Here is a 22,473-nt window from a genome sequence, read left to right on the forward strand (position 1 = left end):
CCCCCCGTACGGCTACCCCGCCAGGTGACCCATGTCGTTCCAGCTCTCGATCGCCGGCTCGCCGTACGCCCAGCCCAGCACGGACAGGGATGTCGGGTTGAGGCGGATGCGGGCCGCGAAGTCGAGGGGGAGGTTCAGCCAGCGGGCGCCGATCGACCGCAGGATGTGGCCGTGCGCGAAGACCAGGACGTCGCGGTCCTGCGAGCGGGCCCAGCCGACGACCTCGTCCGCGCGGGCCGTGATGCCGGCCAGGCTCTCGCCCTCGGGGACACCGTCGCGCCAGATGAGCCAGCCGGGGCGGCGGGCCTGGATCTCGGCCGGGGTCAGGCCCTCGTACGCACCGTAGTCCCACTCCAGGAGGGCGTCCCAGGTGCCGGCCCGCGAGCCGAAACCGGCCAGCTCGCAGGTCTCCCGCGCGCGGGAGAGCGGGCTGGTGCGGACCTCGACGCCGCGGAGCCCGGCATGCGGCGCCTGGTGCAGGCGTTCGCCGAGGAGTTTCGCGCCGCGCCGGCCCTCGTCGAGGAGGGGTATGTCGGTCCTGCCGGTGTGCTTTCCGGCCAGCGACCACTCCGTCTGCCCGTGCCGGGCCAGCAGGATGCGCGGTGCCATGAGGGGACGGGGCCTTTCCTGGAGAAGAACTGAGGCGGAACCTCTCCATCATCGCGCACCTCCTCCACGGGCAACCCGGGGGGCGATCCCGGCGTCTATCAGGGCCGGAAGGGCACCCGTAGGGCGCAGACACATACACCGTAAAGTGGTACGACCGGCCGCCGGGCCGAGGGGCGCCGCGACGAGATGGGGGAGGGCGATCGGATGCCGCACGCCGAGACACCGGGCATCGAGGCGTCCCCCCACCCCCGGTTGCGCTGGTGGTCCGAGCTGCCGCTGATCCTGCTGGTGTACGCCTGCTACTCGGCGGGGCGGCTGCTCGCCCGCGGCGACGCCACCACCGCCGTCGACCACGGCCTGGCGATACTGCGCGTCGAGAAGGCCCTGCATCTCAACGCCGAGCATCCGCTCAACCGCCTGTTCACGCGCGAGGCGTGGGTAGGCGTACCGGCCGACTTCTGGTACGCGTCCCTGCACTACCTGGTCACGCCCGCGCTGCTCATCTGGCTCTTCCGGTCCCGGACGGTGCGCTACCGCGCGGCCCGCACCTGGCTGATGACCTCGACCTTCATCGGTCTCGTCGGCTTCACGCTGATGCCCACCTGCCCGCCCCGGCTGCTGTCCGCCGGGTACGGCTTCGTGGACACGATGGCCCAGTACAGCACGTACGGCTGGTGGGCCGGCGAGGCGAGCGCGCCGCGCGGACTGGGCGGCATGACCAACCAGTACGCCGCGATGCCCAGCCTGCACGTCGGCTGGGCGCTGTGGTGCGGGGTCATCCTGTGGCGGTACGGCGGGACACGCCTGGCCAAGGCCGCCGGCGTCGTCTATCCGCTGGTGACCACGATCGTGGTGATGGGCACCGCGAACCACTATTTCCTCGACGCGGTCGCGGGGGCCGCCGTGATGGGCGCCGGGCTGCTGCTGACGCCGTACGTGATGCGCGCCTCCAGCCGCGTGCGGACATCGCTGACCGCCCGCGTCACACCGGCCACGACGGACTCCTGGGCGGCTCGGGCCTCGGTTGTCGGTGGCGGATGTCAGACTTCGGCGGGTGAGCGAATTCCACGGCAGCGCGAGTCGCGGTTCGGATCAGGAGCCGAGCCGAGTGCCTCCCCCACGGACGCGGGGGACGGCGCTCCGGCACCGGCTCGCTGAGCTGCGCGGTCCCGACGTCCCGGCCAAGGCGCTGGACGCCCGCGCCCTGGCGGCCCTCGCCGCCAACCCGGGCTGCAGACGGCGCGCGATCCTCGACGGCGCCGGGGTGGACAAGGCGGCGCTGGCCGGTGCGCTGGGCTCGCCGCCGGCGTTCGGGCAGTCGCAGTTCGCCTTCATGCGCGGCAACGCGTTCGAGGCGCGCGTGAAGGCGGACGGCGGCGCCGACCTGCTGCGGCTGGCGCACGAGAAGCTGGACCCGGGCGCCGGGGCCCCCGCGGAAGCGCGCTTGCCCGAGCTGTCGGCAGTCGGTCCCGAGGGCCGTGCCGCGCGTACGGCGCTGGCACTGCGCGAGGCCGTCGAAGCCGGTGGCTGGACGCTGCTCGACCATCCGATGCTCGCGCTGGACGTCGCGGGCTCCCCCGCGTTCCTGGAGCCGGACGCCGTGGTCGTGCACCCGGACGGCGCCTGGACGGTCGTCGAGATCAAGTCGTTCCCGATGCTGGACGGTTCCGCGGATCCCGCGAAGGTGGGGGCCGCCGCGCGGCAGGCGGCGGTGTACGTGCTGGCGCTGGAGGAGGTCGCCGCCCGCATGGATCCCGCCCCGCCGGTGCGCCACCAGGTCCTGCTGGTCTGCCCGAAGGACTTCTCCAACCTGCCCACCGCCTCCGCCGTGGACGTGCGCAAGCAGCGCGCGGTCACCCGGCGCCAGCTGACCCGGCTCACGCGCATCGAGGACATCGCCGGCGCGCTCCCCGAGGGCACGTGCTTCTCCCCCGAGCTGCCCGCCGACCGGCTCACCGCCGCGGTCGAGTCGGTTCCGGCGACGTACGCGCCCGAGTGCCTGTCCGCGTGCGAGCTGGCCTTCCACTGCCGGGAACGCTCGCGCGCGCGGGGCGCGGTGACCTCCCTCGGCCGCTCCCTCCGCGCCGAACTGGGCGGTCTGACCACCGTCGAGGAGATCCTCGCGGCCTCCCGTGGCGAGACGGGCGACCCGGCCGACCCGGCGGTGGCCGCCCTGCGCCGGGCGGCCCAGCTGCGCGCCGAGGCCCTGGGCCGGCAGCACCCCGGGACGCCGGCCGCGCAGCGTCAGGGGACACCTCCCGCGCAGCCCCCGGGGACGCCTGCCCCGCAGCACCCCGGGGCCCCCGCCGCCCAGCCCCCGGGGACGCACGAGCCGCAGCACCCCGGCGCGCCCCACCGGCGCACCGAGGACCCGGAGGCCGCCCGGTGTCGCTGATCTCCACCCTCGCCCGCCTCGAAGCCGTCGGCACCGGGCGGGCCCAGCCGGCCGCGACCGTCCGGCACCGGCACCTGTCGGAGCACCCCCTGGTCCTCGTACCGCTGACGACCGCCGGTGAGGCGGGCGCCCCGCTGGGCGCGCTGGTCGGCACCGACCGGGACGCGCCGCGCCTGCTGGCCGTACCGCAGCCACGCGACCGCGACCTCCGGTTCACCTTCCTGGCCGAACTGGCCGAGGTGGTCCTGCCGTACCTCGACGCGCACGCCGAGAGCGTCGAGGCCGCCGAGCGCACCGAGACCGACCCGGAGACCGGCAAGCGGGTCAAGGTCGAGGTGGAACTGTGCGCGGACGCCCCGCAGTTGATCGTGCCGAGCCGCCCTGGCATCGACCTCGTACGGCTCCTGGGACGCTCGATGCGCTTTCGCCGTACGGCGGAGCAGGACCCCGGGACGCCCCATCCCGCGCCGCCGCGGGTGCCCCTGCTCGGCCGGTGGCTGACGCACTACGGGGAGCGCGCGCGGGTCCCCGGCTCCTCACTGCTGCTCGCCCTGACGGACGTGCTCTCACGGCACTGGGCGACCGGCCAGTCCAGCCTGGAGGACCAGCACCTGGGCGCGCTGCTCGCCTGGATCGACCCGCCGGAGGGCAGTACCGGCGCCGAGGCCGCGCTGCGGGCCGAGCTGGACCGGGACGGGCGGGGCCAGCTGCTGTGGCCGCCGGCGGGACCGGCCACCGACCCGGCCTTCGACAACAAGCTGCTCGCCCCGGCCATCGATCGCTACGACCGGGCGCGCACCGCCCTCGCCGCCGCCGAGGACGGCCTGGAGGCGGACGACCGGCTCGGGGACGTCACCGCCGCCGAGCGCGAGATCCGCGCCCTTGTCGAGCGGGTCACGCGCCCCACCTGGGACGCGGTCTGGCGGGGCCTGGACCTGCTGCGGGAGCTGCCCGAGGGGGCGCGGGTCGAGGAACGGTGGACGCGCGACCGCTGGTCGTTCACCGGTCATCGTGACCGGGTGCTCGCGGGCGAGCCCCCGCAGCCGCGCCGCGACGACGCGGTGACGGCGGCGAACAAGCTGGCCGCGCGAGAGCGCGAACAGGCGCGCCTGGAGGCCCAGGAGGCTCTCGACGATCCGCTGGTGATGGCGGGGCGGCGGCTGTCCGGGGAGGCGTTCGCGGGCGAGGTCACGGATGTGGTCATGGCGTACAGCGAGGGCAAGCGGCCCAGTCCGCGCCCGCTCGTCACCGTCCGCACGGACGACCGGCCGCACCTGGGCGAGCGCGCGAAGGTGTACCGCTCGCTGGGCGGCAAGCCGCAGGCCGCCGAGTTCGTCGCGTACGAGGACGAGGGGGCGCCGGAGGACGGCGGGCCCGGGGGGAGCGGCGGCGGGCTGCTCGTCCTGCGGATCCTCGACAAGATGGGGCGCGGCAAGGAGCCCGAGGCCGGGTCCGTGCCGGAGAAGGGCGACTCCGTGTGTTTCACGCTGTTCGAGCACGAGCAGCGGGGCGGCGCGAAGCTGCCCGACCCGGAGGAGACGCCGTGGACGCACGGCGGGCCACCCGGTGAGGCGACCGGTCCGGAGCCCGCCGATCCCGTCACCGAGGAGGACGTCCTGTGACCACGGAGACCGTCTTCGACCCCGGTGCCGCGGCGGCGCGCGCGACCGGCGCGATCCTCCACGACACCCTGCACGGCCCGCACCGCGGTGTCGTCGTCGATTCCCCGCCCGGCGCCGGCAAGTCGACGCTGGTGGTGCGCGCGGCGCTCGAACTGGCCGACGCGGGCCGCCCGCTGATGGTCGTCGCGCAGACCAACGCCCAGGTCGACGACCTGGTCCTGAGGCTCGCCGAGAAGAACCCCGAGCTGCCGGTGGGCCGCCTGCACAGCAGTGACGCGGACCCGTACGACAAGGCGCTGGACGAGCTGGCGAACGTACGGAAGTCGGCGAAGGCGGCGGACCTGACGGGGCTGCCGGTGGTCCTGTCCACCGCCGCCAAATGGGGTCATGTGAAGGTCGACGAGCCGTGGCGGCACGCGATCGTCGACGAGGCGTACCAGATGCGGTCGGACTCCCTGCTCGCCGTGGCCGGGCTGTTCGAGCGGGCGCTGTTCGTCGGTGACCCCGGGCAGCTGGATCCGTTCGCGATCGTGGGCAGCGAGCAGTGGGCGGGGCTGTCGTACGACCCCTCGGGGTCCGCCGTGACGACGCTGCTCGCGCACAACCCGCAGCTGCCGCAGCACCGGCTGCCGGTCTCCTGGCGGCTGCCCGCTTCGGCCGCTCCGCTGGTCTCGGACGCGTTCTATCCGTTCACGCCGTTCCGCAGCGGCACCGGGCACGGCGACCGGCGGCTCACCTTCGGTGTCCCGTCGGACGGCTCCGGGCCCGACCGGGTGATCGACGAGGCGGCGGAGTCGGGCTGGGGCCTGCTGGAGCTGCCCGCACGGCACACACCGCGCACCGACCCGGAGGCGGTGCGGGCGGTGGCGGCGGTGGTACGGCGGCTGCTGGACCGCGGCGGGGCGGCCTCGTCGGACCGCTCGCCGGAGCCGGCGCCGCTGACCGCCGACCGGATCGCCGTCGGCACGGCCCACCGCGACCAGGCGGCGGCCGTCCGGGCGGCCCTCGCCGAGCTCGGCGTGCACGAGGTCACCGTCGACACGGCGAACCGGCTCCAAGGCCGGGAGTACGACGTCACGGTGGTGCTGCACCCGCTCTCCGGCCGCCCCGACGCCACCGCCTTCCATCTGGAGACCGGCCGCCTGTGCGTGCTGGCCTCCCGCCACCGGCACGCGTGCATCGTGGTCTGCCGGGCCGGTGTGAGCGACCTCCTGGACGACTACCCGTCGACGGAGCCGGTCCAGCTGGGGACGGTGGTCAAGTTTCCGGACGGGTGGGAGGCCAACCACGCCGTGCTGGCCCACCTGGCCGGGCACCGGGTGGGGTGGCGACCATGAGCGGCGTCACGGCCTGCGGTCACGCACCGGACTCCTGGCCTCAGGGCGCCCTTGCGCGGGCGCGAGAGAATTGAGGGTGGCCCACCCTGGACGGATGGTGCCGTCGGACACGTACGAGGAGGAGATGAGGACATGGCGGAGCCCACGCCGCGTCGGAACGAACCGCGGCTACGCCCCGCGCCCCTGCTCTTCGAGCCCGCGGAGGCGGCCTCGGACCCGGAGCACTTCTTCGATCTGGAGTCGATCGACGACCCCCGCAGGCTGCTGGCCCGGGCCACGGAACTGACGCAGGCGTTCCGGGCGGCGGCCGACCGGGCGGTGGAGTTCCAGGCCATGGCGGCGGCCCAGCTCGCCGATCCGCGCCGGTTCGACCGGCTGACGCCGGCGGACATCGCCGAGCAGGCCGAGTGGACCGAGGACTACGCCAAGAAGATGGTGGAGTTCGGCCGCGATCTGCTGCGGGGCGTCGACGCGCGGGGCCCGGATCCCGTCTGAGGGTCCACCCTCCCGGCATATGCCAGCCGGGCAAGGTACCCCTTCTCACCCCCTCCTGTCCCGGTTTCCGGCAACCCAGGGAAATGGGGTGTTCACTCCCGGTACTTGTAGCTGCCATGAGCAGCAGCACACTGACCACGGACGGCGCGGCCTGGCTCGCCTCGGCAGGAACGTATCCGCGCAGCACCCTCGCGTTCTGGGAGGAGCGGCCGGACGCACCCGTGGTGCTGCCCTGCGGTTCCGCCTTCGACGTCGTGAGCGCTCCCGCGATCTTCGGACGCCGGATGCTGGACCGGTTGTGGGACGACGGTCCCGGTTCCGGCCCGGTCGCGGTGTTCCGGGGCCGGATGCTGCTGTTCGCCGCGCCGGGTACGGCCCAGCGGCTGCCGTCGCTGCTGGACTGGGAGGAGTGGGGGTCCGCGGGCGCGGGGTCACCGGGCCGGACGGCCGCCGTCCCGCCGCTCCTGTGCCATGGAACGGGCGACGCGGTCACCGTCCCCGCCCCGGCCGCGAGGGAACCCGAGGCGGCGGCCGGCTCCCGCTGGCTCGTCGCCCCCGACACCCGTCACCCGTGGCTCCCCGGCCCGGAAATCCTGCTCTGGGCGGCGGTCCGGGCGGCCCGCTCAGCGGTGCGGATATCGATTTTTCCTCCCCCCGACCAGGGTGCTAAGGTCTACGACGTCAGCAGGCGCCGCTAGCTCAGTTGGTTAGAGCAGCTGACTCTTAATCAGCGGGTCCGGGGTTCGAGTCCCTGGCGGCGCACGATGACGATGGCGGGACGGCTCGCGGAAACGCGAGCCGTCCCGCCATCGTCGTTCCTGTGCGGCCTTGCCCCTTCGGTCTCGCCCCGGCGTCGGCCACCCGTGACCGTCGGCCGTGAGGTCACCCGTTCGTGATCTTCACCGTCCACCCTCCCGAGGCCGTGCGCCCCTCCACATCCACCCGCACCGTCGTACCCGGCACGGTGAAGCTCTCCCCCAGCGCGACCGGCGCGTCCGCGAGAGGCGGGTAGACCGAGCCCTCCCAGCACGCCTCCGTGTACGGGTGGGCGTCGATCACCTGGACCGGGCCGCCGCCGGACTCGGCGCCGGCGTGGACGCGGTAGACGAGGACGCCCTGCCGGCAGCTCTCCCGGTCGTTGCCGACCGAGCCACGGGCCTCGATGGCGAGGGCACTGTCGGCCCCGGTGCGCACCACCGCCAGCTTGGTCCCGCGGCCCAGCCCGAAGGCGGGGGCACCGGCCGGGGCGGTGGCCGGCACTCCGGGCGCCGCGCCGAGCGACTCCAGCGTCAGCCGTACGGGCCGGCCGCCCTGCACGCAGACCACCTGCCGGGGCTCCAGCCAGCCCAGCTTCCACTTGTGCCAGCCGAACAGATCCGGGGCCAGCCCGAACTGGCTGCCCATCAGGTCCCAGTCACCCACATGGGTGTCCCAGTCGCCCTTTCCGTCGTCCGGCCGGTGATAGAGGTCCGGCAGGTCGAACACATGGCCGGTCTCGTGGGCGAGGACGAGCCGGTCCGGCGGATGGTTCTCGAACACCGTGACGATCCGGCGGATCTCGGTGCCGTCGGCGCGCAACGGGGTGTCCAGGTTGACGACCTTCGTGGCGTCCGAGTCGACGCCGGGGGCGTGCGGGTCGGCGACGAAGTACACGACGTCGTAGCGCGAGAAGTCGACCTGGCCGTCGGCGACGGCGAGCGCGTCACGCAGATAGGCGGACCGGTGCGCCGCGGCCCAGTCACGCTGTATGGCGTACGCCGTGGAGGGCCTCGGCATACGGATCCAGTGCGGCACCGCGTGGGGCTGGAGGCGGAACTTGCCGTAGGAGGCGCGTTCGAAGTAGCTGCTGGTGGCCGGGAAGTGGTCGGCGCTCAGCTCGGCGGGGGTGGTCAGCGGGCGGGAGTCCGGGAAGGACAGGAAGACCATGACCGCGTCCAGCGTGCCGGCCGGCCGGGGGTAGGCGGCGTTCCAGGTGTCCAGGCCCTCGGAGTGATGAGCCTGGGTGCGGGTGAGAGCACAGGGTCCGGCCGCGAAGGGCTCCGCGACGGAGGGGCAGGCGATGAGGGAGGTGGCCGCGACCGCCGACAAGGTGGTGAACACGGCCGCGGTGCTGCGCAGTCGGGGGCGGGCGGCGACGCGGCCGAGCCCCTGGAAGGCCTCACGGGTGCGTTCCCCCAGGGGCAGCTGGCGCGGCACATGGACCTCCGGATGCGGTTCGCGGGACACCGCATCCAGACTGTGTGAATTTATTGTTGTATGCCCTGTTTGCCTGCACCGGACGAGTGAGGGTGCCTGACCCCGAACGGGTCACGTAAACCGGCCGACACCCCCGAACCGCTCACGGACCGTCACAATCGGCCGGGACGCGGGAGAACCGGGCCTCAGACGGGCAGAAACGATCTGTCGGGAGAGCGGGTCGTTCCGCGCGTGTTCCGCGACACTGGACAGTGGGCTGCGAGCGGCGGGAGCGGCCCTCTATGATCGGCACACTTTCCTGACCCTTTCCTGCCCGGACAGAGATCGAGCAGAGATCGAGCAGATCGAGTGCACTGCGGGAGCGAGCGGTGAGCGGAACGTCCGAAGGGCCGGCGCCCGCGGCAGACCTCATCGGGCCAGCCGTCACAGACAGTAATCATCAGGCGTCGCGAGGTACCGGGCCCGACGCCTCCGACTCCTATCGGTCCGCCTTCGCCGCCGCACCGCTGGCGATGGCCGTCGTCGACCGCGCAGGCGTGGTGGTCAGCGCCAACGCGGCCCTCACCGACCTGCTCGGCGCCGGTCCCGGCGAACTCGGCGGGCGGGTCGCCGCCGACCTGGTCGACCTCGCCTCCGACGCCCGCACCTGGCACGCGTATCGCGAGCTGCTGCGGGGGCGGGAGGCCAGACTGCGGTGCAGCCGGCGGCTGAAGCACCCCGACGGGCACAGCGTCTGGGTGCAGGTGACCGTCGAGCCGCTGCGCGACGGCACCGGCGGCGTGCTGCTGTCCGCCGCCGACATCAGCGCACGGCGTGAACTCCAGGGCAGGCTGCGGCATTTGCAGATGCACGATCCGGTGACCCGGCTGCCCAACCGCACACTGTTCTTCGAGCGCCTCTCGGCCGCCCTCGACATGGAGTCGTACGAACGCGGCGGCACCGGCCGGATCGGCCTGTGCTACCTGGACCTGGACGGCTTCAAGGCGGTCAACGACACCCTCGGCCACCGGGTCGGGGACCGGCTGCTCGCGGCCGTGGCCGAGCGGCTGGGCCGCTGCGCGGACGAGGCCGGCTGGGGCAGGGGCAGCGCGCCGCTGGTGGCCCGGCTCGGCGGAGACGAGTTCGCGCTGCTGGTCGAGGACTCCACGGGCACCGAGCAACTCGCCGATCTGGCCGAGTCGGTGCTCACGGCCCTCCAGGAACCCTTCGATCTGGCCGGTCAGCGGCTGTCGTTGTCGGCGTCGATCGGGGTCGTGGAACGGCAGGCGGCCGGCACCACCGCGACCGGTCTGATGCAGGCCGCCGACACCACGCTGTACTGGGCGAAGGCGGACGGCAAGTCCCGCTGGACGCTGTTCGACCCCGAGCGCAACGCGCACCGCATGACCCGCCAGGCGCTCGCCTCCACGCTCCGTCCGGCCATCGACCGGGGCGAGTTCGTCCTGGAGTACCAGCCGCTGGTCGGCATGGCCGACGGACGGCTCAGCGGGGTCGAGGCGCTGGTCCGCTGGAACCACCCGCAGTTCGGCATGCTGACGCCGAATCGGTTCATCGGATTGGCGGAGGAGGACGGCGCGATCGTCCCGCTGGGCCGCTGGGTGCTCGCCACCGCCTGCCGTCAGGCCCGCCGCTGGGAGCTCGAACGCCCGGACGAGCCGCCCCTGTTCGTCTCCGTCAACGTCGCCGTACGCCAGGTCTGGGACTCCGACCTGGTCGCGGACGTCGCCGAGATCCTCGGCGAGACGGGCCTCGCCCCGCAGCTGCTCCAGCTGGAGCTCACGGAGTCGGCGGTGATGGGCTCCGCGGGCCGGCCGTTGCAGGCCCTGCAGGCGCTCAGCGACATGGGCGTCCGCATCGCCATCGACGACTTCGGCACCGGCTACTCCAACCTCGCCTATCTCAGCAGACTGCCGGTGTCGGTGCTGAAGCTGGACGGGTCCTTCGTCCGGGGCTTCCAGTACGAGGACGCGGGCACCCATGCCAGCCCGGCCGACGAGGTCATCGTCGAGGCGATGATCCAGCTGGCGCACCGGCTGGGGCTGACCGTCACCGCCGAGTGCGTCGAGACCTCCTCGCAGGCCGGCCGGCTGCGCCGGATCGGGTGCGACACCGGGCAGGGGTGGCTGTACTCCCGTCCGGTGCCGCCCGACCGTATCTCCGAACTGCCGGCCTGTCCTTACGGTCAGACGGTCGGCAACCCGTAGGCGTCCGCGACGAGTTCGTAGGAACGCAGCCGGACCTGGCCGGTGTGCGCGTTGGCGGTGAGCATCAACTCGTCGGCGCCGGTGCGCTTGTGGAGGTCGTCCAGACCCGCGCGCACCTCGTCCGGGGTGCCGTGGACGACGTTGGCGTTCCAGGAGGTGACGAACTCCTCCTCCAGCGGGCTGAACTCGTACGCCTCGGCCTCTTCCGGCGTGGGCACGAGGCCCGGTCGTCCGGTGCGCAGCCGGATCATGCTGAGCGCGGCGGCGCGGACCTGGCGCCGGGCCTCCATGTCGTCCTCGGTGGCGAGCGCGGCGACACCGATGAGGGCGTACGGCTCGTCGAGCAGGGCGGACGGCCTGAAGGACTCCCGGTAGAGGTCGAGCGCGGGGAGGGTGTTCTGCGCGGAGAAGTGGTGCGCGAACGCGAAGGGCAGGCCGAGCAGGCCGGCCAGCCGGGCGCTGAAGCCGGAGGAGCCGAGCAGCCAGACCGGCGGGCGGTGCGGGGACTGCACGCCGCCCGGCGAGGTGGCCTGGACGGGGCCCGGGACCGCGTGGATACGGCGGTAGGGGTGGCCGTCGGGGAAGTCGTCGTCCAGGAACCGGGTCAGCTCGGCGAGCTGCTCGGGGAAGTCGTCGGCGCCCTCGTTCAGCCGGTCCGTGCGGCGCAGGGCCGCCGCGGTGGCGCCGTCCGTGCCGGGGGCCCGCCCGAGGCCCAGGTCGATGCGGCCGGGGGCCATGGCTTCGAGGGTGCCGAACTGTTCCGCGATGACGAGGGGCGCGTGGTTCGGCAGCATCACGCCGCCCGAGCCCAGCCGTATGCGGCCGGTGTGCGCGGCGAGGTGGGCGAGGATCACGGCCGGGGACGAGGAGGCGACGCCCGGCATGGAGTGGTGCTCGGCGACCCAGTAGCGGTGGAAGCCGCGCCGCTCCGCGAGGCGCGCGATGTCCACGCTGGTGCGCAGGGCCTCGGTGGCGGTACTGCCGGCGCCGACGGTGGCCAGGTCCAGGACGGAGAGGGGGACGGGGGCGGTGCCGTGGGCTGTGCCCCGGATCTCCTCTGTGGCGCCTTCGGACACGGTGGGGCCTCCTGGGTGGGGTGACGTTGGCCCCGAGAACAACAGGAGGCAGGGGTGGGCTATTCCTGGCCGGAGTCCTGACCGGCGTGCATGCGGGTGGGGCCGTCGTCCCGCTCGTGATCGCCGAGCCGGTGGCAGTACCGTGTGAGGAGGTGGGGCGCGGCGTGGGAGGCATGGGCAGGTGATCAGGCCTTGACCGGTACGAGCGCGCACCGTGAGCCCGGCGACGACGGCTGGGCGGCACGCCTGCACGGCATGTGGCAGGTGGCTCAGGACATCGCCGACGTCACGGACATGGCGCGGTACGTCTACGCCGAGGTGCTGGCCGAGCCCGGCGTCGTCGCCGTGACCGGCACCCGCTGGCACGGGGGCGAGCTGCTCTACCTGCGCAGGGCGACCGTGGGCCGGCCCGTTCCCGAGACCACCGGCGGGCCCGCGGGCACGGTGGTCGCGGGCCCCGGCCGAAGGCCCGCCTCCCCCGTGGCCGCGCGGCCCTGCGCCGAACCTGCGCCGAACCGGTCGTGCACGTCCACGACCTGTCGGCGGCCGACGACGACTTCGCACCCGACGCCGCGGAACTCGCGGCCGCCGGCGCCCGGTGGGCGCTGGAGGCCCGGTTCCGGCTGGGCAACGGCGACGGGGACTGGGCGTCGTTCTCCGCCGGGCTCACCGAGCGGCCGGACCCGGACGCCGGGCTGGCCGGCAAGCTCGTCCAGGTGGCCGAGATCCTCGTGGCCAGTCATCGCCGCATCCTGGAGTACCGCGCGCACGACCGCCGGCAGATCGAGGACGCCTTCCTCGCCGAGGCATCGCTCCAGATGGACGCCAGCCTGGACGTCGAGGAGACCCTGGGCCGCATCGCCCGGCTCGCGGTGCCCGCCGTCGCCGAGGGCTGTGTCCTGCATCTGCGGCGGCCGGACGGGCACCTGGCTCCGGTGGCGTCCGCGCACGTCGCGGCCTCCGTGCAGCCGTGGCTCCAGGACCTCGCCCGCGACGACCCCTGGCTGGCGGCGCTGCGACGACGCGCGGTCGACGACGGGGAGAGCGTCGTCCTCACCGGCAACGGCCTGACCGGCGGGCCGTTCGGAGCGGGCACCGAGGGGCCGGGGCGCGGGGTGCGAGCCGTGACCGTCAATCCGCTGCGCGCCCGGGGCAAGGCGATCGGCACCCTGACCTTCGTCTACCACCGGGACAGCTCGGAGGTGGCCAGCGCGCGTCTGCTGGACGACCTCGCCCTGCGCGCCGCCCTGGCCATCGACACCACCACCGCCTACGAGCAGCGCCGCCGCCATGTCGAGCTGCTCCAGTACCAGCTCCTGCCCAGCGCGCTGCCGCAGTGGCCCGCCGCCGCACTGCACGCCGCCTACGAGGTCGCCGACGCGTCCCTGGACGTCGGTGGTGACTTCTACGACGCCGTCGTCGACCGGGACGGCCGCCTGGCCCTGGTCATCGGGGACGTGTGCGGGCGCGGTGCGGAGGCCGCCGCCATGACCGGCCTGGCCCGGCACACCCTGCGCACCCTGCTGGAGGACAGCACCCCGCCCGCCCGCGCGCTGGACCGGCTCAACGCCGCCCTGCGCGGCCAGTCGGCCAGCCGGTTCGTCACCGCTCTGGTCGCGCTGCTCACCCCCACCGGGCAGGGCGAGTGCGCGGCGGAGATCGTCACCGCCGGGCACCCCCGGCCGATGGTCAGGCGAGCCGACGGGAGGGTGGAGGAGATCGAGGGCGCCGGGGTGTTCCTGGGGGTGCTGCCCGACATCGGTACCGAGCCCACGCGGGTCCAGCTCCGCCCCGGGGACACGTTGGTGATGTTCACCGACGGCCTGACCGAGGCGCGCTCCGCGGAGGGCGTCATGTTCGAGGACCTGCTGCCGCAAGCCGTACGCGAGTGTGCCGAAGGGCCCGACCCGGCGGCCGAGCTGATCGCCCGGGCGGCGAAGTTCCGCGCGACGGGCAACGACGACACCGCCGTACTGGTCGTACAGCTGGAAGGGACGCCGTGAAGCCGCAAGCCGACGCCGGACGCATCGACCAGGGCAGCGTCCTGGTGGTCGAGGACAGCCCCGAGGACACCGAGGCGATCGAACGCGCCCTGCGCCAGACCCACCCCGGCCTGCGCACCGAGTTCGTCAGCCGCGGGGACGGCGTGGTCGACTCGCTGCTGGCGCGCGAGGAGCTGCCGGGGCTGATCCTGCTGGACCTCAACATGCAGGGCGCCGGCGGGCACGCCGTGCTGGCGGCGATCCGGTCCCGGCCCGAGCTGCGGGACGTCACGGTCGTGGTCTTCACCTCGTCCACCTCCCCTGGCGAGGTCGACGCCTGCTACGCGGCGGGGGCCGACAGCTACATCTACAAGCCGGTGAACTTCGCGCTGTTCCGGACCGTGCTCAAGGGCGCGGTCGACTACTGGCGGCAGTCCCGCCCAGCGTGAAGGAGAACGCCGTGCCCCGGCCGGGCGTGCTTTCCAGCCACATCCGGCCACCGTGCCGCTCGACGATGCGTTTCACCACGGCGAGGCCCACGCCGGTGCCACCGCCGCGTTCCGTCGATCCGTGCAGGCGCCGGAACAGCTCGAACACCTCCTGCTGCTGTTCCGGAGCGATGCCGATGCCGTTGTCCCGCACGACGATCACGGTCTCTCCCGCCTCCCCCGGACCGGCGGACACCTCCACCCAGCGGTCGGCGCCGTCGCGGGCGTACTTGGCGGCGTTGACCAGAAGGTTCACCAGGATCTCGTGAAGCCGGTCGGGGTCGGCCGTCACCCGTCCGAGCGGGCCGCGCCGCAGCGTCACCCGCTCCTCCTCCAGGCGCGGGCCGGCCACCTCGACCGCCGCGTCCAGCACGCCGCCCAGGTCCACCTCCTCGACACGCAGTCCGGCGCGGCCCAGCCGGGCGAAGTGCAGCAGGGAGTTCAGCAGCGAGTCCATACGGTCGGCGAGCCGTCGCATGGTGTGCAGCCTGCGCAGGGTGGTGTCGTCCAGGCCGGTGGCGTCCTCGATGGCGAACGTCGCCGCGTTGGAGATGCCGCGCAGCGGCTCCTTCAGGTCGTGGGCGGCGACGTGGGCGAAGGAGTCGAGGTCCAGGTTCGTGGTGCGCAACTCGTCGTTGAGCGCCGACACGGCGTCGGCCTGGCGCAGCACCAACTCGGTGAGCAGCCGCCACAGTTCCCGTGCGGCGGCCTCGTCGCGGGCGGACCACGGCAGGCTCCGGCCGCGCATCGTCGCCCGGAACACCGCCGACGACCCGCGCGGCGTCAGCCGCTCGCCGCGCGGCCCCACCCGGAGCGGGGTCGCGGGGTCCGCCGCCCACTGCCGGGGCGCCGGGCGTTCCCCGCGCGACCAGGCGAGGAAGTCCCCCGACCGGCTGAGCGCCACCATCAGCACGCCCGCCGGTCCCTCCCCTTGGGGCCCGTCCCATGCCAGTTCCCCGGCCGGCACCTCCGCCAGCCGGTCGGTCGCCCACACCGCGCCGGGTGTCAGCGCGGCGGCGCGTCCGCCCAGGGCCCGCACCAGGTCCTCGGGGAAGCCGGTGCCGCCGGCCACGATCCGGCCGCCCCGGCTGAGCAGGACGCCGTCGGCGCGCAACAGGTCGGCCACCGGCCGGACATGCTCGGCGAACCGGTCCTCCAGCCCGTGCTCCAGCAGCCGGGCCACCGACGCGGCCCGGCGTCCCGACTCGCTCAGGGCGTCCGCCCGCTCCCGTTCCTCGATCAGGGCGAGTTGCAGGGAGAAGGCCGTGCCGAACATCTCGCAGGCAGAGCGGACCTCGGGCGGCAGGCGTACGGGATCGGCCCCGTGGCAGGCGATCAGGCCCCACAGCCGCCCCTCCCGCAGGACGGACACCGACATCGACGACCGCACCCCGATGTTGCGCAGGTACTCCAGGTGGAAGCCGGACACGGTGCGCAGGGCCGCCTGTGACAGGTCCAGCGGCGCTCCGGTCGCCGCGCGCACCGGCGGGTGCAGTCCCACGGTGGCGTCCTCGACGTCGCAGATCACCCGGATCCAGTTCTCCCGGTACAGCCGCCGGGCCTGTGGCGGGATGTCCGTCGCCGGGAACCAGAGCCCCAGCCAGGGCTCCCAGCCCGGGGTGACGTCCTCGGCCACGACCTCGCCGGGGCCGTCCTCCTCATCGAACCGGTAGACCACCACGCGGTCGAAGCCGGTCAGCGCACGCATCTCGCGGGCCGCGATCCGGCAGCAGTCGGCGACGGTGCCGGCGCCCCGCAGCCGGGCCAGGGCTCGCCGGATGCCCTGGTAGAAGGTGGAGAAGCCGGGCGCGTGGCCGGTGCGCGGCTCGAACTCCAGTACAAGCAGCCCGTCCCGGCGGTGCGCGGACACGTCGACCTGCCCGTCCGTCGGCCACCCCTGGCCGGCCACCACGGGGAAGGCGACCGGCACCTCGTCGTCCGCGGACGTCCCGCGCACCGCCTCGTCGTAGTGGGCGGCCGGCAGCACGCGGGTGACCGGCCCGCCGACCAGCGAGGCGGCCTCCACCCCGAACATCACGCCGGTGTTCTGCGCTGCCACCTCCACGAGGCCGGTGGCGGGGTCGACCGCGAGCAGGGAGCCGTAGGACTGGATGCCGCCCAGGAGGTGGATGGGCTCGCGCACGCACTCCGACAGGTCGAACCCGTCCGACACGGCGGCCTCCGCCGCCCAGGCCCGCTCCGACAACCACCGGTCCGCCACGCCGCCGCCCTCGCTTCCCGTCCGGATGCCCACCGAGCGCCCACCGGGTACCCAGCGTGAACCTACCCGGCGCCCGGCGCGGCCCGCGGATCAGGCACGGAGCCCTGTGCCGCCCGCGTTCTGCGCGGGGTGCGCGCGCCCGGGAGCTGCGGTACGATCATCATGCCTGCCCAGGGGTCAGTCCCCGTCGGCAGGCAGTGCGTTGGTGGTCCAAGGAAAGACGCCCCGCTTCCTGTGGGGAGATGCAGGTGCAAGGCCTGCCCGGCGCTCCAGCGAGGAACCCCGGCTCCGCCTCGGCGGGCCGGGGTTCTCCCGTTTTGGATCACCGGAGCTTGGCCTCCTGCGCGTCGATGACCGCGGCCGGCTGCCCGGTCTCCTCGCCCCGGCCGGCCGCCGCGATGTTGAAGGACGAGAACCCGGCGAGGGTGGTGCCCTGCCGGAAGACGACCACCTTGGTCTCCGCCGGGGTGCCGCCGTCCGTCTTCGTGCCCACCGTCCAGGCGACGGCGTCCTCGCCGACCGCGAGCTTCTCCTCGGTGACCTTGGTGACCTGCTGCTTCTCACCACCGACCGTCATGGAGAAGCCCCCGGCGCACTTCTGGCCCGCCGCCCGGAGCGCGGCGAGGTTCCGCTCCGCGCCGTCGGCGTCGTAGGACCAGAGGGAGGTCATGGTCTTGGTGATGTCGAGCGAGTCGAGCATGGCCGCCTCGGCCTCCTCCTCCGTCATCTCCGCCAGTTCCTCCATCGAGGGCATGCCCTCGCCGGCCGCCTTGCTGTTCTGGGTGACGAGCCGCTGGGCGCTCGCCGCCGGCTCGCCCGTCGGCAGGGCGGACAGCGCCCGGGCGACGGGCTCGCACTGCGCCTGCTCGACGGAGAGGGTGGCGGGGTCGAAGAGGTCGGCCTTGCCCGGCTTCTTGACCTGGTGGTCCTTGAGGTCGGCCGTGGCGAGCGCGAGCTTGTCCAGCTCGGCGGCGGTCAGCGCCTTCGCCGCCGCCCCGGTGGACCCGGCGCCGCCCTTCGCCTCCTTGCCGCCGGCCTCCGCGCCGGCCTGGTCGCCTCCACCGCAGGCTGTGACCACGAGGGCGAGGACTGCCGCGGAAGCGGTCAGTGCGGTACGGCGGACAGCGGTGGCTCGCATGGTTCTTCTCCCGGTTCAGTGCCCCGCGCCGAGGTGCGGCGCGGGGTCCACGGGATCAAGACCGCCCTGACCGCGACAAGGTTGTACCGGGCAACCACCTCGTCCCGGGCCCCTACACCTGCACGATCGGCTCCCTGGTGAACAGGGCGCCCAGCTCCGGTGCGTTCACCCGGCGGTCCGCGAGCCGCAGCGCCTCCCAGACGGTGACCTGGTTGGCGGTCAGGACCGGCTTGCCGAGCTCCTTCTCCAGAGCCGGGATGTGGGCCGCCGTATGCAGCGCCGTGTCCGGGAGCAGCACGGCCTGCGCGTCGGGCGCGTCGGCGGCGCGGGCCAGCGCGAAGACCTCGGCCTCGCCCCAGGTGCCCACCTCGGCCGCGGTGATGATCCCGGAGCTGCGGACGCCGCTCACCTCGATGCCGGCCGCCCCGAGGAAGTCCACGAAGAGCCGGGCCACGTCCTCGGGGTAGGTCGCCCCGACCGCGACCCGCCCGGCGCCGACCTCCCGTACGGCGTGCACGAACGCGAAGGACGTCGAGGACGCCGGCATGCCCGCGGCCTGGGCCAGGGTGCGCACCTGATCGTGGGCGCCCTCCCAGCCGTGCACGAAGCTGCCGCTCGTGCACGCCCACACGACGGCATCGGCACCGGCGTGCCGCAGCTCCTGGACGCCGGCCGCGAGACGGGCCGGGGCGCCCATTTCGAGCAGGGCGTCCACCCGATGGGCGTCCTCACCGATGTCGGTGTGCACCAGGTCGACCCGGATGTCGCTGCCCAGGAGCTGTTCGATGCGCGGATAGTCGTCCTCGGCGGAGTGGCCCGGGTAGAGGAATCCCAGTGCTGTCATGTCCAGCCTTCCTGCTGCTGCTCTTCTTCCGGCACTACGGCGCCGGGGGTGTCCCCCGGCAGTACGGGGCCGGTGCGCGCCGCCGGATCGATCAGCGCCTGATACGGCCCCACCGCACGGGTACCCAGCCGGCGCAGTGCCGCCCACATCGTCACTTGGTTGGCCGAGATCACCGGGATGCGCAGCTCGGCCTCCAGTTGCGGGATCACGTCGTAGGTCGGCAGGTTGGTGCAGCTGATGAACAGGGCGTCGGCGGCGCCGTGCACGGCCTGCCTGGCCATGTCCACGACCTCGCGGTACGGCACCTTCCAGATGTGCCGGGTCAGCCCCATGAACGCGCAGCCGGTGACCGCGACGCCCGCCTCCGCGACATAGCTCTCCAACGCCCGCGTCACCGACACCGTGTAGGGCGTCACGAGCGCCACCCGCCGGACGTCCAGCTCGACCAGCGCCTCCAGCAGCGCACCCGAGGTGGTGATGGCCGGCACGTTGCCCGCCCGGCTCATCGCCTCGCACATGGCGCGCTCACCGATCATGCCGCCGACGAAGCTGCCCGAGGTGCAGGCGTAGCCGATCACCTCGGGCTCGACGGCGTTCAGTGTGCGCACCGCCTCGCTCAGCGTCTCGTGCTCGCTGACCAGGCGGGCGAGGTCCAGGCTCACCTCGACCGGCACGTAGGGGGTCCGGGTGACGTGCAGGGACACCTCGTCGGGCACCCAGCGCCACAGTTCGCGGTCCAGCGCGAAGTCGAAGGGGGCGACGACACCGATTCCGCGTTGCGGAGCCGGTCCGCCGAGAAAAGCGACATCCATGGCAGGCACCGGCCTCACGCTCGGAGACGAGTGGGCAACGGATCGTGGGGAACGCCCGTGTTGACGACGGTAGGTTCGGGTGCGAGCGTGGTCAATCCGTCCGGATCACTCCCAGGTCAACAAGCGGTTAAACCCCGTTGACATGTCGTCACCGGCCGTCGCCCGCGGTCGGCCCGCCCCCGCGAACGGCTGGAGAAACGGCTGCTCATGCCCACCCCCACCCTGCTCGTCCTGGACGCCGAACCGCTCCCCCGGCTGGGCCGCCTCACCGGCCGCGCCCGGATCGAGCACACGGACGCCGCGGCGCTCGCCGAGCGGCTGCCGCACGCGGATGTGCTGCTCGTGTGGGACTTCACCTCGCACGCCGTACGGGAGGCCTGGCCGGGCGACGGGCCGCGGCCGCGCTGGGTGCACACCGCGAGCGCGGGCGTGGACCACCTGATGTGTCCGGAACTCGCCGCGTCCGGCACCGTGGTGACGAACGCGCGCGGCATCTTCGACCAGCCCATCGCCGAGTACGTCGCCGCCCTCGTGCTGGCGATGGCGAAGGACCTGCCGCGCACGCTGGACTTCCAGCGGGAGCGGATCTGGCGGCACCGCGAGTCGCAGAAGGTCACCGGGGGCCGCGCGGTGGTGGTCGGCTCCGGCCCGATCGGCCGGGCGATCGTCCGCACCCTCAAGGCGCTCGGCGTCACCACCGCTCTCGTCGGCCGCACCCCGCGCACCGGCGTGCACGGCCCCGGCGACCTGGACCGGCTGATGTCCCGGGCCGACTGGGTGATCTCGGCGGCGCCGCTGACGGAGCAGACGCGGGGCATGTTCGACGCCCGCCGGTTCGGGATGATGCAGCCGTCCGCCCGCTTCGTCAACGTCGGACGGGGGCAGCTGGTCGTGGAGGACGCGCTCGCCGAGGCGCTCGCCAAGCGCTGGATCGCGGGCGCGGCCCTGGACGTCTTCGAGGCCGAACCCCTGCCGCCGGACAGCCCGTTGTGGCAGGTGCCGAACCTGATCGTCTCCCCGCACATGAGCGGCGACACGGCGGGCTGGCGGGACGAACTCGGCGCGCAGTTCGTGGAGTTGTACGACGCGTGGGAGGCGGGCCGGCCGCTGCCGAACGTGGTGGACAAACAGCGTGGGTATGTACCCGGACACTGACGTTCCTGGGAGGGTGGATGACCGAGCTCACCGAGCTGACCGCCGTACGGCTCCTCGACGGCTACCGCAAGGGCGAGTTCAGCCCCGTGGAGGTGGCCCGTGCGGCGCTGGAGCGGGCCGAGGCGATCCAGCCGGAGGTGAACGCCTTCGTCCGGCTGACCGCCGAGGACGCCCTGCGCCGGGCACGGGAGTCGGAGGAGCGCTGGCGGCGCGGTGAGCCGGACGGGCTGCTCGACGGGGTGCCGGTCACCGTGAAGGACATCCTGCTGCTGCGCGGCGCCCCGACCCTGCGCGGCTCCCGCACGGTCGATCCGGCCGGCCGCTGGGACGAGGACGCCCCCTCCGTCGCCCGGCTGCGCGAGCACGGCGCGGTCTTCCTCGGCAAGACGACGACACCCGAGTTCGGCTGGAAGGGCGTCACGGACTCGCCGGTCAGCGGGGTGACGCGCAATCCGTACGACCCGGCGCGCACCGCGGGCGGCTCCAGCGGTGGCGCGGCGGCGGCCGTGGCGCTTGGGGCGGGACCGCTGGCGCTCGGCACCGACGGCGGCGGCAGTGTGCGCATCCCGGCCGCGTTCTGCGGCATCTTCGCGCTGAAGCCGACGTACGGGCGCGTGCCGCTGTACCCGGCGAGCGCGTTCGGGACGCTCGCGCACGTGGGGCCGATGACCCGGGACGCGGCGGACGCGGCGCTGCTGATGGACGTGATCGGTGGCCCGGACTCGCGCGACTGGTCGGCGCTGTCGCCGGCGTCCGCACCTTTCACCGACGGCCTGGCGGGCGGCGTGCGCGGGCTGCGGGTGGCGTACTCGCCCTCGCTGGGCGGGCAGGTGGCGGTGCGGCCCGCGGTCGCGGCGGCGGTACGGCGGGCGGTGCAGCGGCTGGCGGAACTCGGCGCGTACGTCGAGGAGACCGACCCCGACCTCACCGACCCGGTGGACGCCTTCCACACGCTGTGGTTCAGCGGGGCGGCCCGCGTCACCCAGCGCCTCGGGCCGGAGCAGCGCGCGCTGCTGGACCCGGGGCTGCGGGAGATCTGCGCGCAGGGTGCCCGCTGCTCGGCGCTGGACTATCTGGCCGCGGTGGACGTCCGGATGGATCTGGGCCGCCGGATGGGCCGCTTCCACGACACCTACGACCTGCTGCTCACCCCGACCCTGCCGATCACGGCGTTCGAGGCGGGCGCCGAGGTGCCGAGGGGTTCGGGGCACCGGCGGTGGACGGGCTGGACCCCGTTCACCTACCCGTTCAACATGACGCAGCAGCCCGCGGCGACCGTGCCCGTCGGGACGGACGGGGACGGCCTGCCGATCGGGCTGCAGCTGGTGGCGGCACGGCACCGGGACGACCTGGTGCTGCGGGCGGCCCACGCCCTGTACGAGGCGGGTGCCGCCGCCGGGGTCAGGCCCGCCGGAAGCTGAGCGTCTCCCCGGCCGCGCCGGTCCGCCACAGGTCGTTGCAGGCCTCGGCCATCGCGGGCAGGCCCTCGACGATCTGGCCCCAGACGATGCCGGGGACCCAGCCGACGTCGGCGTTGAGCAGCAGGTTGTTGCGTTCGTAGAAGAGCGCCAGGTCCACCAGGGTCGTACCGGCGCGGACCTCGCGGTCGTAGCCGTAGGCCTTGGTGCCCAACTCCGTACCGGCGAAGGCGAAATAACACAGGTCGCCCGGAATGGGGGTTACGGTCGGATTTTCCAGAGGTGGCTCGGATGCCGCGAAGGGTGGGAAGAGGGCGTAGATCTCGTTGCGGGCGTACTTGGCGTGGTAGACGTCGCCGGACAGCGGCAGGGCGTCCCAGACGGCGGCGCAGGTGACCGGCGCGCGGTCGTCGAGCAGCCGGGCCGTGCAGGTGACGGCGCGTTTGTCCAGCGAGACCTCGATGTAGCGATCAGCCATGGG

General features: G+C 73.7%; 19 protein-coding genes and 1 tRNA gene. 12 read left to right on the top strand and 8 right to left on the bottom strand.

Annotation, left to right across the window (positions count from 1 at the left end):
• Positions 1-12: 12 nt before the first annotated feature.
• On the bottom strand, positions 13-609 hold the full coding sequence (locus ACIHCM_RS18430) for a histidine phosphatase family protein (protein WP_399896656.1): 597 nt from the start codon (positions 607-609) through the stop codon (positions 13-15).
• 204 nt (positions 610-813) lie between these two features.
• Here ACIHCM_RS18430 and ACIHCM_RS18435 point away from each other — a divergent pair, with 204 nt between their 5' ends.
• From ACIHCM_RS18435 to ACIHCM_RS18465, 7 genes are all read left to right on the top strand, one after another.
• Positions 814-1,767: a phosphatase PAP2 family protein gene (locus ACIHCM_RS18435; RefSeq protein ID WP_399896659.1), complete on the top strand. Its 954-nt coding sequence runs from the start codon at positions 814-816 to the stop codon at positions 1,765-1,767.
• Entirely contained in the window at positions 1,718-3,004 is a 1,287-nt protein-coding gene (locus ACIHCM_RS18440; RefSeq protein WP_399896662.1) for a hypothetical protein, read from the top strand. Before ACIHCM_RS18435 ends, ACIHCM_RS18440 begins: the two co-directional genes overlap by 50 nt.
• The gene (locus tag ACIHCM_RS18445; RefSeq protein ID WP_399896665.1) at positions 2,995-4,626 is read left to right on the top strand and encodes a hypothetical protein; all 1,632 of its coding nucleotides are present in this window, start codon (positions 2,995-2,997) and stop codon (positions 4,624-4,626) included. Before ACIHCM_RS18440 ends, ACIHCM_RS18445 begins: the two co-directional genes overlap by 10 nt.
• On the top strand, positions 4,623-5,963 hold the full coding sequence (locus tag ACIHCM_RS18450) for an AAA domain-containing protein (protein WP_399896668.1): 1,341 nt from the start codon (positions 4,623-4,625) through the stop codon (positions 5,961-5,963). Before ACIHCM_RS18445 ends, ACIHCM_RS18450 begins: the two co-directional genes overlap by 4 nt.
• A gap of 132 nt (positions 5,964-6,095) precedes the next feature.
• On the top strand, positions 6,096-6,458 hold the full coding sequence (locus tag ACIHCM_RS18455; protein WP_399896671.1) for a hypothetical protein: 363 nt from the start codon (positions 6,096-6,098) through the stop codon (positions 6,456-6,458).
• Positions 6,371-7,156, top strand: a complete 786-nt coding sequence (locus ACIHCM_RS18460) for a bifunctional DNA primase/polymerase (protein WP_399896674.1) — start codon at positions 6,371-6,373, stop codon at positions 7,154-7,156. Before ACIHCM_RS18455 ends, ACIHCM_RS18460 begins: the two co-directional genes overlap by 88 nt.
• A tRNA-Lys gene (locus ACIHCM_RS18465) sits at positions 7,147-7,220 on the top strand. The genes ACIHCM_RS18460 and ACIHCM_RS18465 overlap by 10 nt, the downstream gene beginning before the upstream one ends.
• Positions 7,221-7,340: 120 nt before the next feature.
• Here ACIHCM_RS18465 and ACIHCM_RS18470 read toward each other — a convergent pair.
• Positions 7,341-8,684: a M6 family metalloprotease domain-containing protein gene (locus ACIHCM_RS18470; RefSeq protein WP_399896677.1), complete on the bottom strand. Its 1,344-nt coding sequence runs from the start codon at positions 8,682-8,684 to the stop codon at positions 7,341-7,343.
• Between the two features lie 338 nt (positions 8,685-9,022).
• Here ACIHCM_RS18470 and ACIHCM_RS18475 point away from each other — a divergent pair, with 338 nt between their 5' ends.
• Positions 9,023-10,858, top strand: a complete 1,836-nt coding sequence (locus ACIHCM_RS18475) for a putative bifunctional diguanylate cyclase/phosphodiesterase (RefSeq protein WP_399896680.1) — start codon at positions 9,023-9,025, stop codon at positions 10,856-10,858.
• Here ACIHCM_RS18475 and ACIHCM_RS18480 read toward each other — a convergent pair.
• On the bottom strand, positions 10,837-11,934 hold the full coding sequence (locus tag ACIHCM_RS18480) for an LLM class flavin-dependent oxidoreductase (RefSeq protein ID WP_399896683.1): 1,098 nt from the start codon (positions 11,932-11,934) through the stop codon (positions 10,837-10,839). The genes ACIHCM_RS18475 and ACIHCM_RS18480 overlap by 22 nt on opposite strands.
• Positions 11,935-12,455: 521 nt before the next feature.
• Between ACIHCM_RS18480 and ACIHCM_RS18485 the strand changes: the two genes are divergently transcribed.
• Both ACIHCM_RS18485 and ACIHCM_RS18490 read left to right on the top strand, forming a co-directional pair.
• Positions 12,456-13,937 carry a PP2C family protein-serine/threonine phosphatase gene (locus ACIHCM_RS18485; protein WP_399896687.1) on the top strand — a complete coding sequence of 494 codons (1,482 nt, stop codon included), beginning with the start codon at positions 12,456-12,458 and terminating at the stop codon, positions 13,935-13,937.
• On the top strand, positions 13,934-14,365 hold the full coding sequence (locus ACIHCM_RS18490) for a response regulator (protein ID WP_399896690.1): 432 nt from the start codon (positions 13,934-13,936) through the stop codon (positions 14,363-14,365). The genes ACIHCM_RS18485 and ACIHCM_RS18490 overlap by 4 nt, the downstream gene beginning before the upstream one ends.
• On the opposite strand, the gene ACIHCM_RS18495 is transcribed toward ACIHCM_RS18490, so the two are convergent.
• The 4 genes from ACIHCM_RS18495 to ACIHCM_RS18510 form a co-directional block, all read right to left on the bottom strand.
• Positions 14,322-16,658 carry an ATP-binding protein gene (locus ACIHCM_RS18495; protein WP_399896693.1) on the bottom strand — a complete coding sequence of 779 codons (2,337 nt, stop codon included), beginning with the start codon at positions 16,656-16,658 and terminating at the stop codon, positions 14,322-14,324. The genes ACIHCM_RS18490 and ACIHCM_RS18495 overlap by 44 nt on opposite strands.
• A gap of 289 nt (positions 16,659-16,947) precedes the next feature.
• Positions 16,948-17,763 (bottom strand): hypothetical protein, encoded by an 816-nt coding sequence (locus ACIHCM_RS18500; protein WP_399896696.1) that lies wholly within the window; start codon positions 17,761-17,763, stop codon positions 16,948-16,950.
• Positions 17,764-17,875: 112 nt separating this feature from the next.
• Positions 17,876-18,607 (bottom strand): aspartate/glutamate racemase family protein, encoded by a 732-nt coding sequence (locus ACIHCM_RS18505; RefSeq protein ID WP_399896699.1) that lies wholly within the window; start codon positions 18,605-18,607, stop codon positions 17,876-17,878.
• Positions 18,604-19,419 (bottom strand): aspartate/glutamate racemase family protein, encoded by an 816-nt coding sequence (locus ACIHCM_RS18510; protein WP_399896703.1) that lies wholly within the window; start codon positions 19,417-19,419, stop codon positions 18,604-18,606. The genes ACIHCM_RS18505 and ACIHCM_RS18510 overlap by 4 nt, the downstream gene beginning before the upstream one ends.
• A 207-nt stretch (positions 19,420-19,626) precedes the next feature.
• On the opposite strand from ACIHCM_RS18510, the gene ACIHCM_RS18515 reads away from it, so the two are divergent.
• Both ACIHCM_RS18515 and ACIHCM_RS18520 read left to right on the top strand, forming a co-directional pair.
• Positions 19,627-20,574, top strand: a complete 948-nt coding sequence (locus ACIHCM_RS18515) for a D-2-hydroxyacid dehydrogenase (protein WP_399896706.1) — start codon at positions 19,627-19,629, stop codon at positions 20,572-20,574.
• Positions 20,575-20,591: 17 nt separating this feature from the next.
• Positions 20,592-21,995, top strand: a complete 1,404-nt coding sequence (locus tag ACIHCM_RS18520; protein ID WP_399896709.1) for an amidase — start codon at positions 20,592-20,594, stop codon at positions 21,993-21,995.
• On the opposite strand, the gene ACIHCM_RS18525 is transcribed toward ACIHCM_RS18520, so the two are convergent.
• Positions 21,976-22,470, bottom strand: coding sequence for a DUF3830 family protein (locus ACIHCM_RS18525; protein ID WP_399896712.1), 495 nt, complete (start codon positions 22,468-22,470; stop codon positions 21,976-21,978). The two genes, ACIHCM_RS18520 and ACIHCM_RS18525, sit on opposite strands and share 20 nt — an antisense overlap.
• Positions 22,471-22,473 lie beyond the last annotated feature (3 nt).

Source organism: Streptomyces sp. NPDC052023 (assembly GCF_044548465.1).
Lineage (GTDB): Bacteria > Actinomycetota > Actinomycetes > Streptomycetales > Streptomycetaceae > Streptomyces.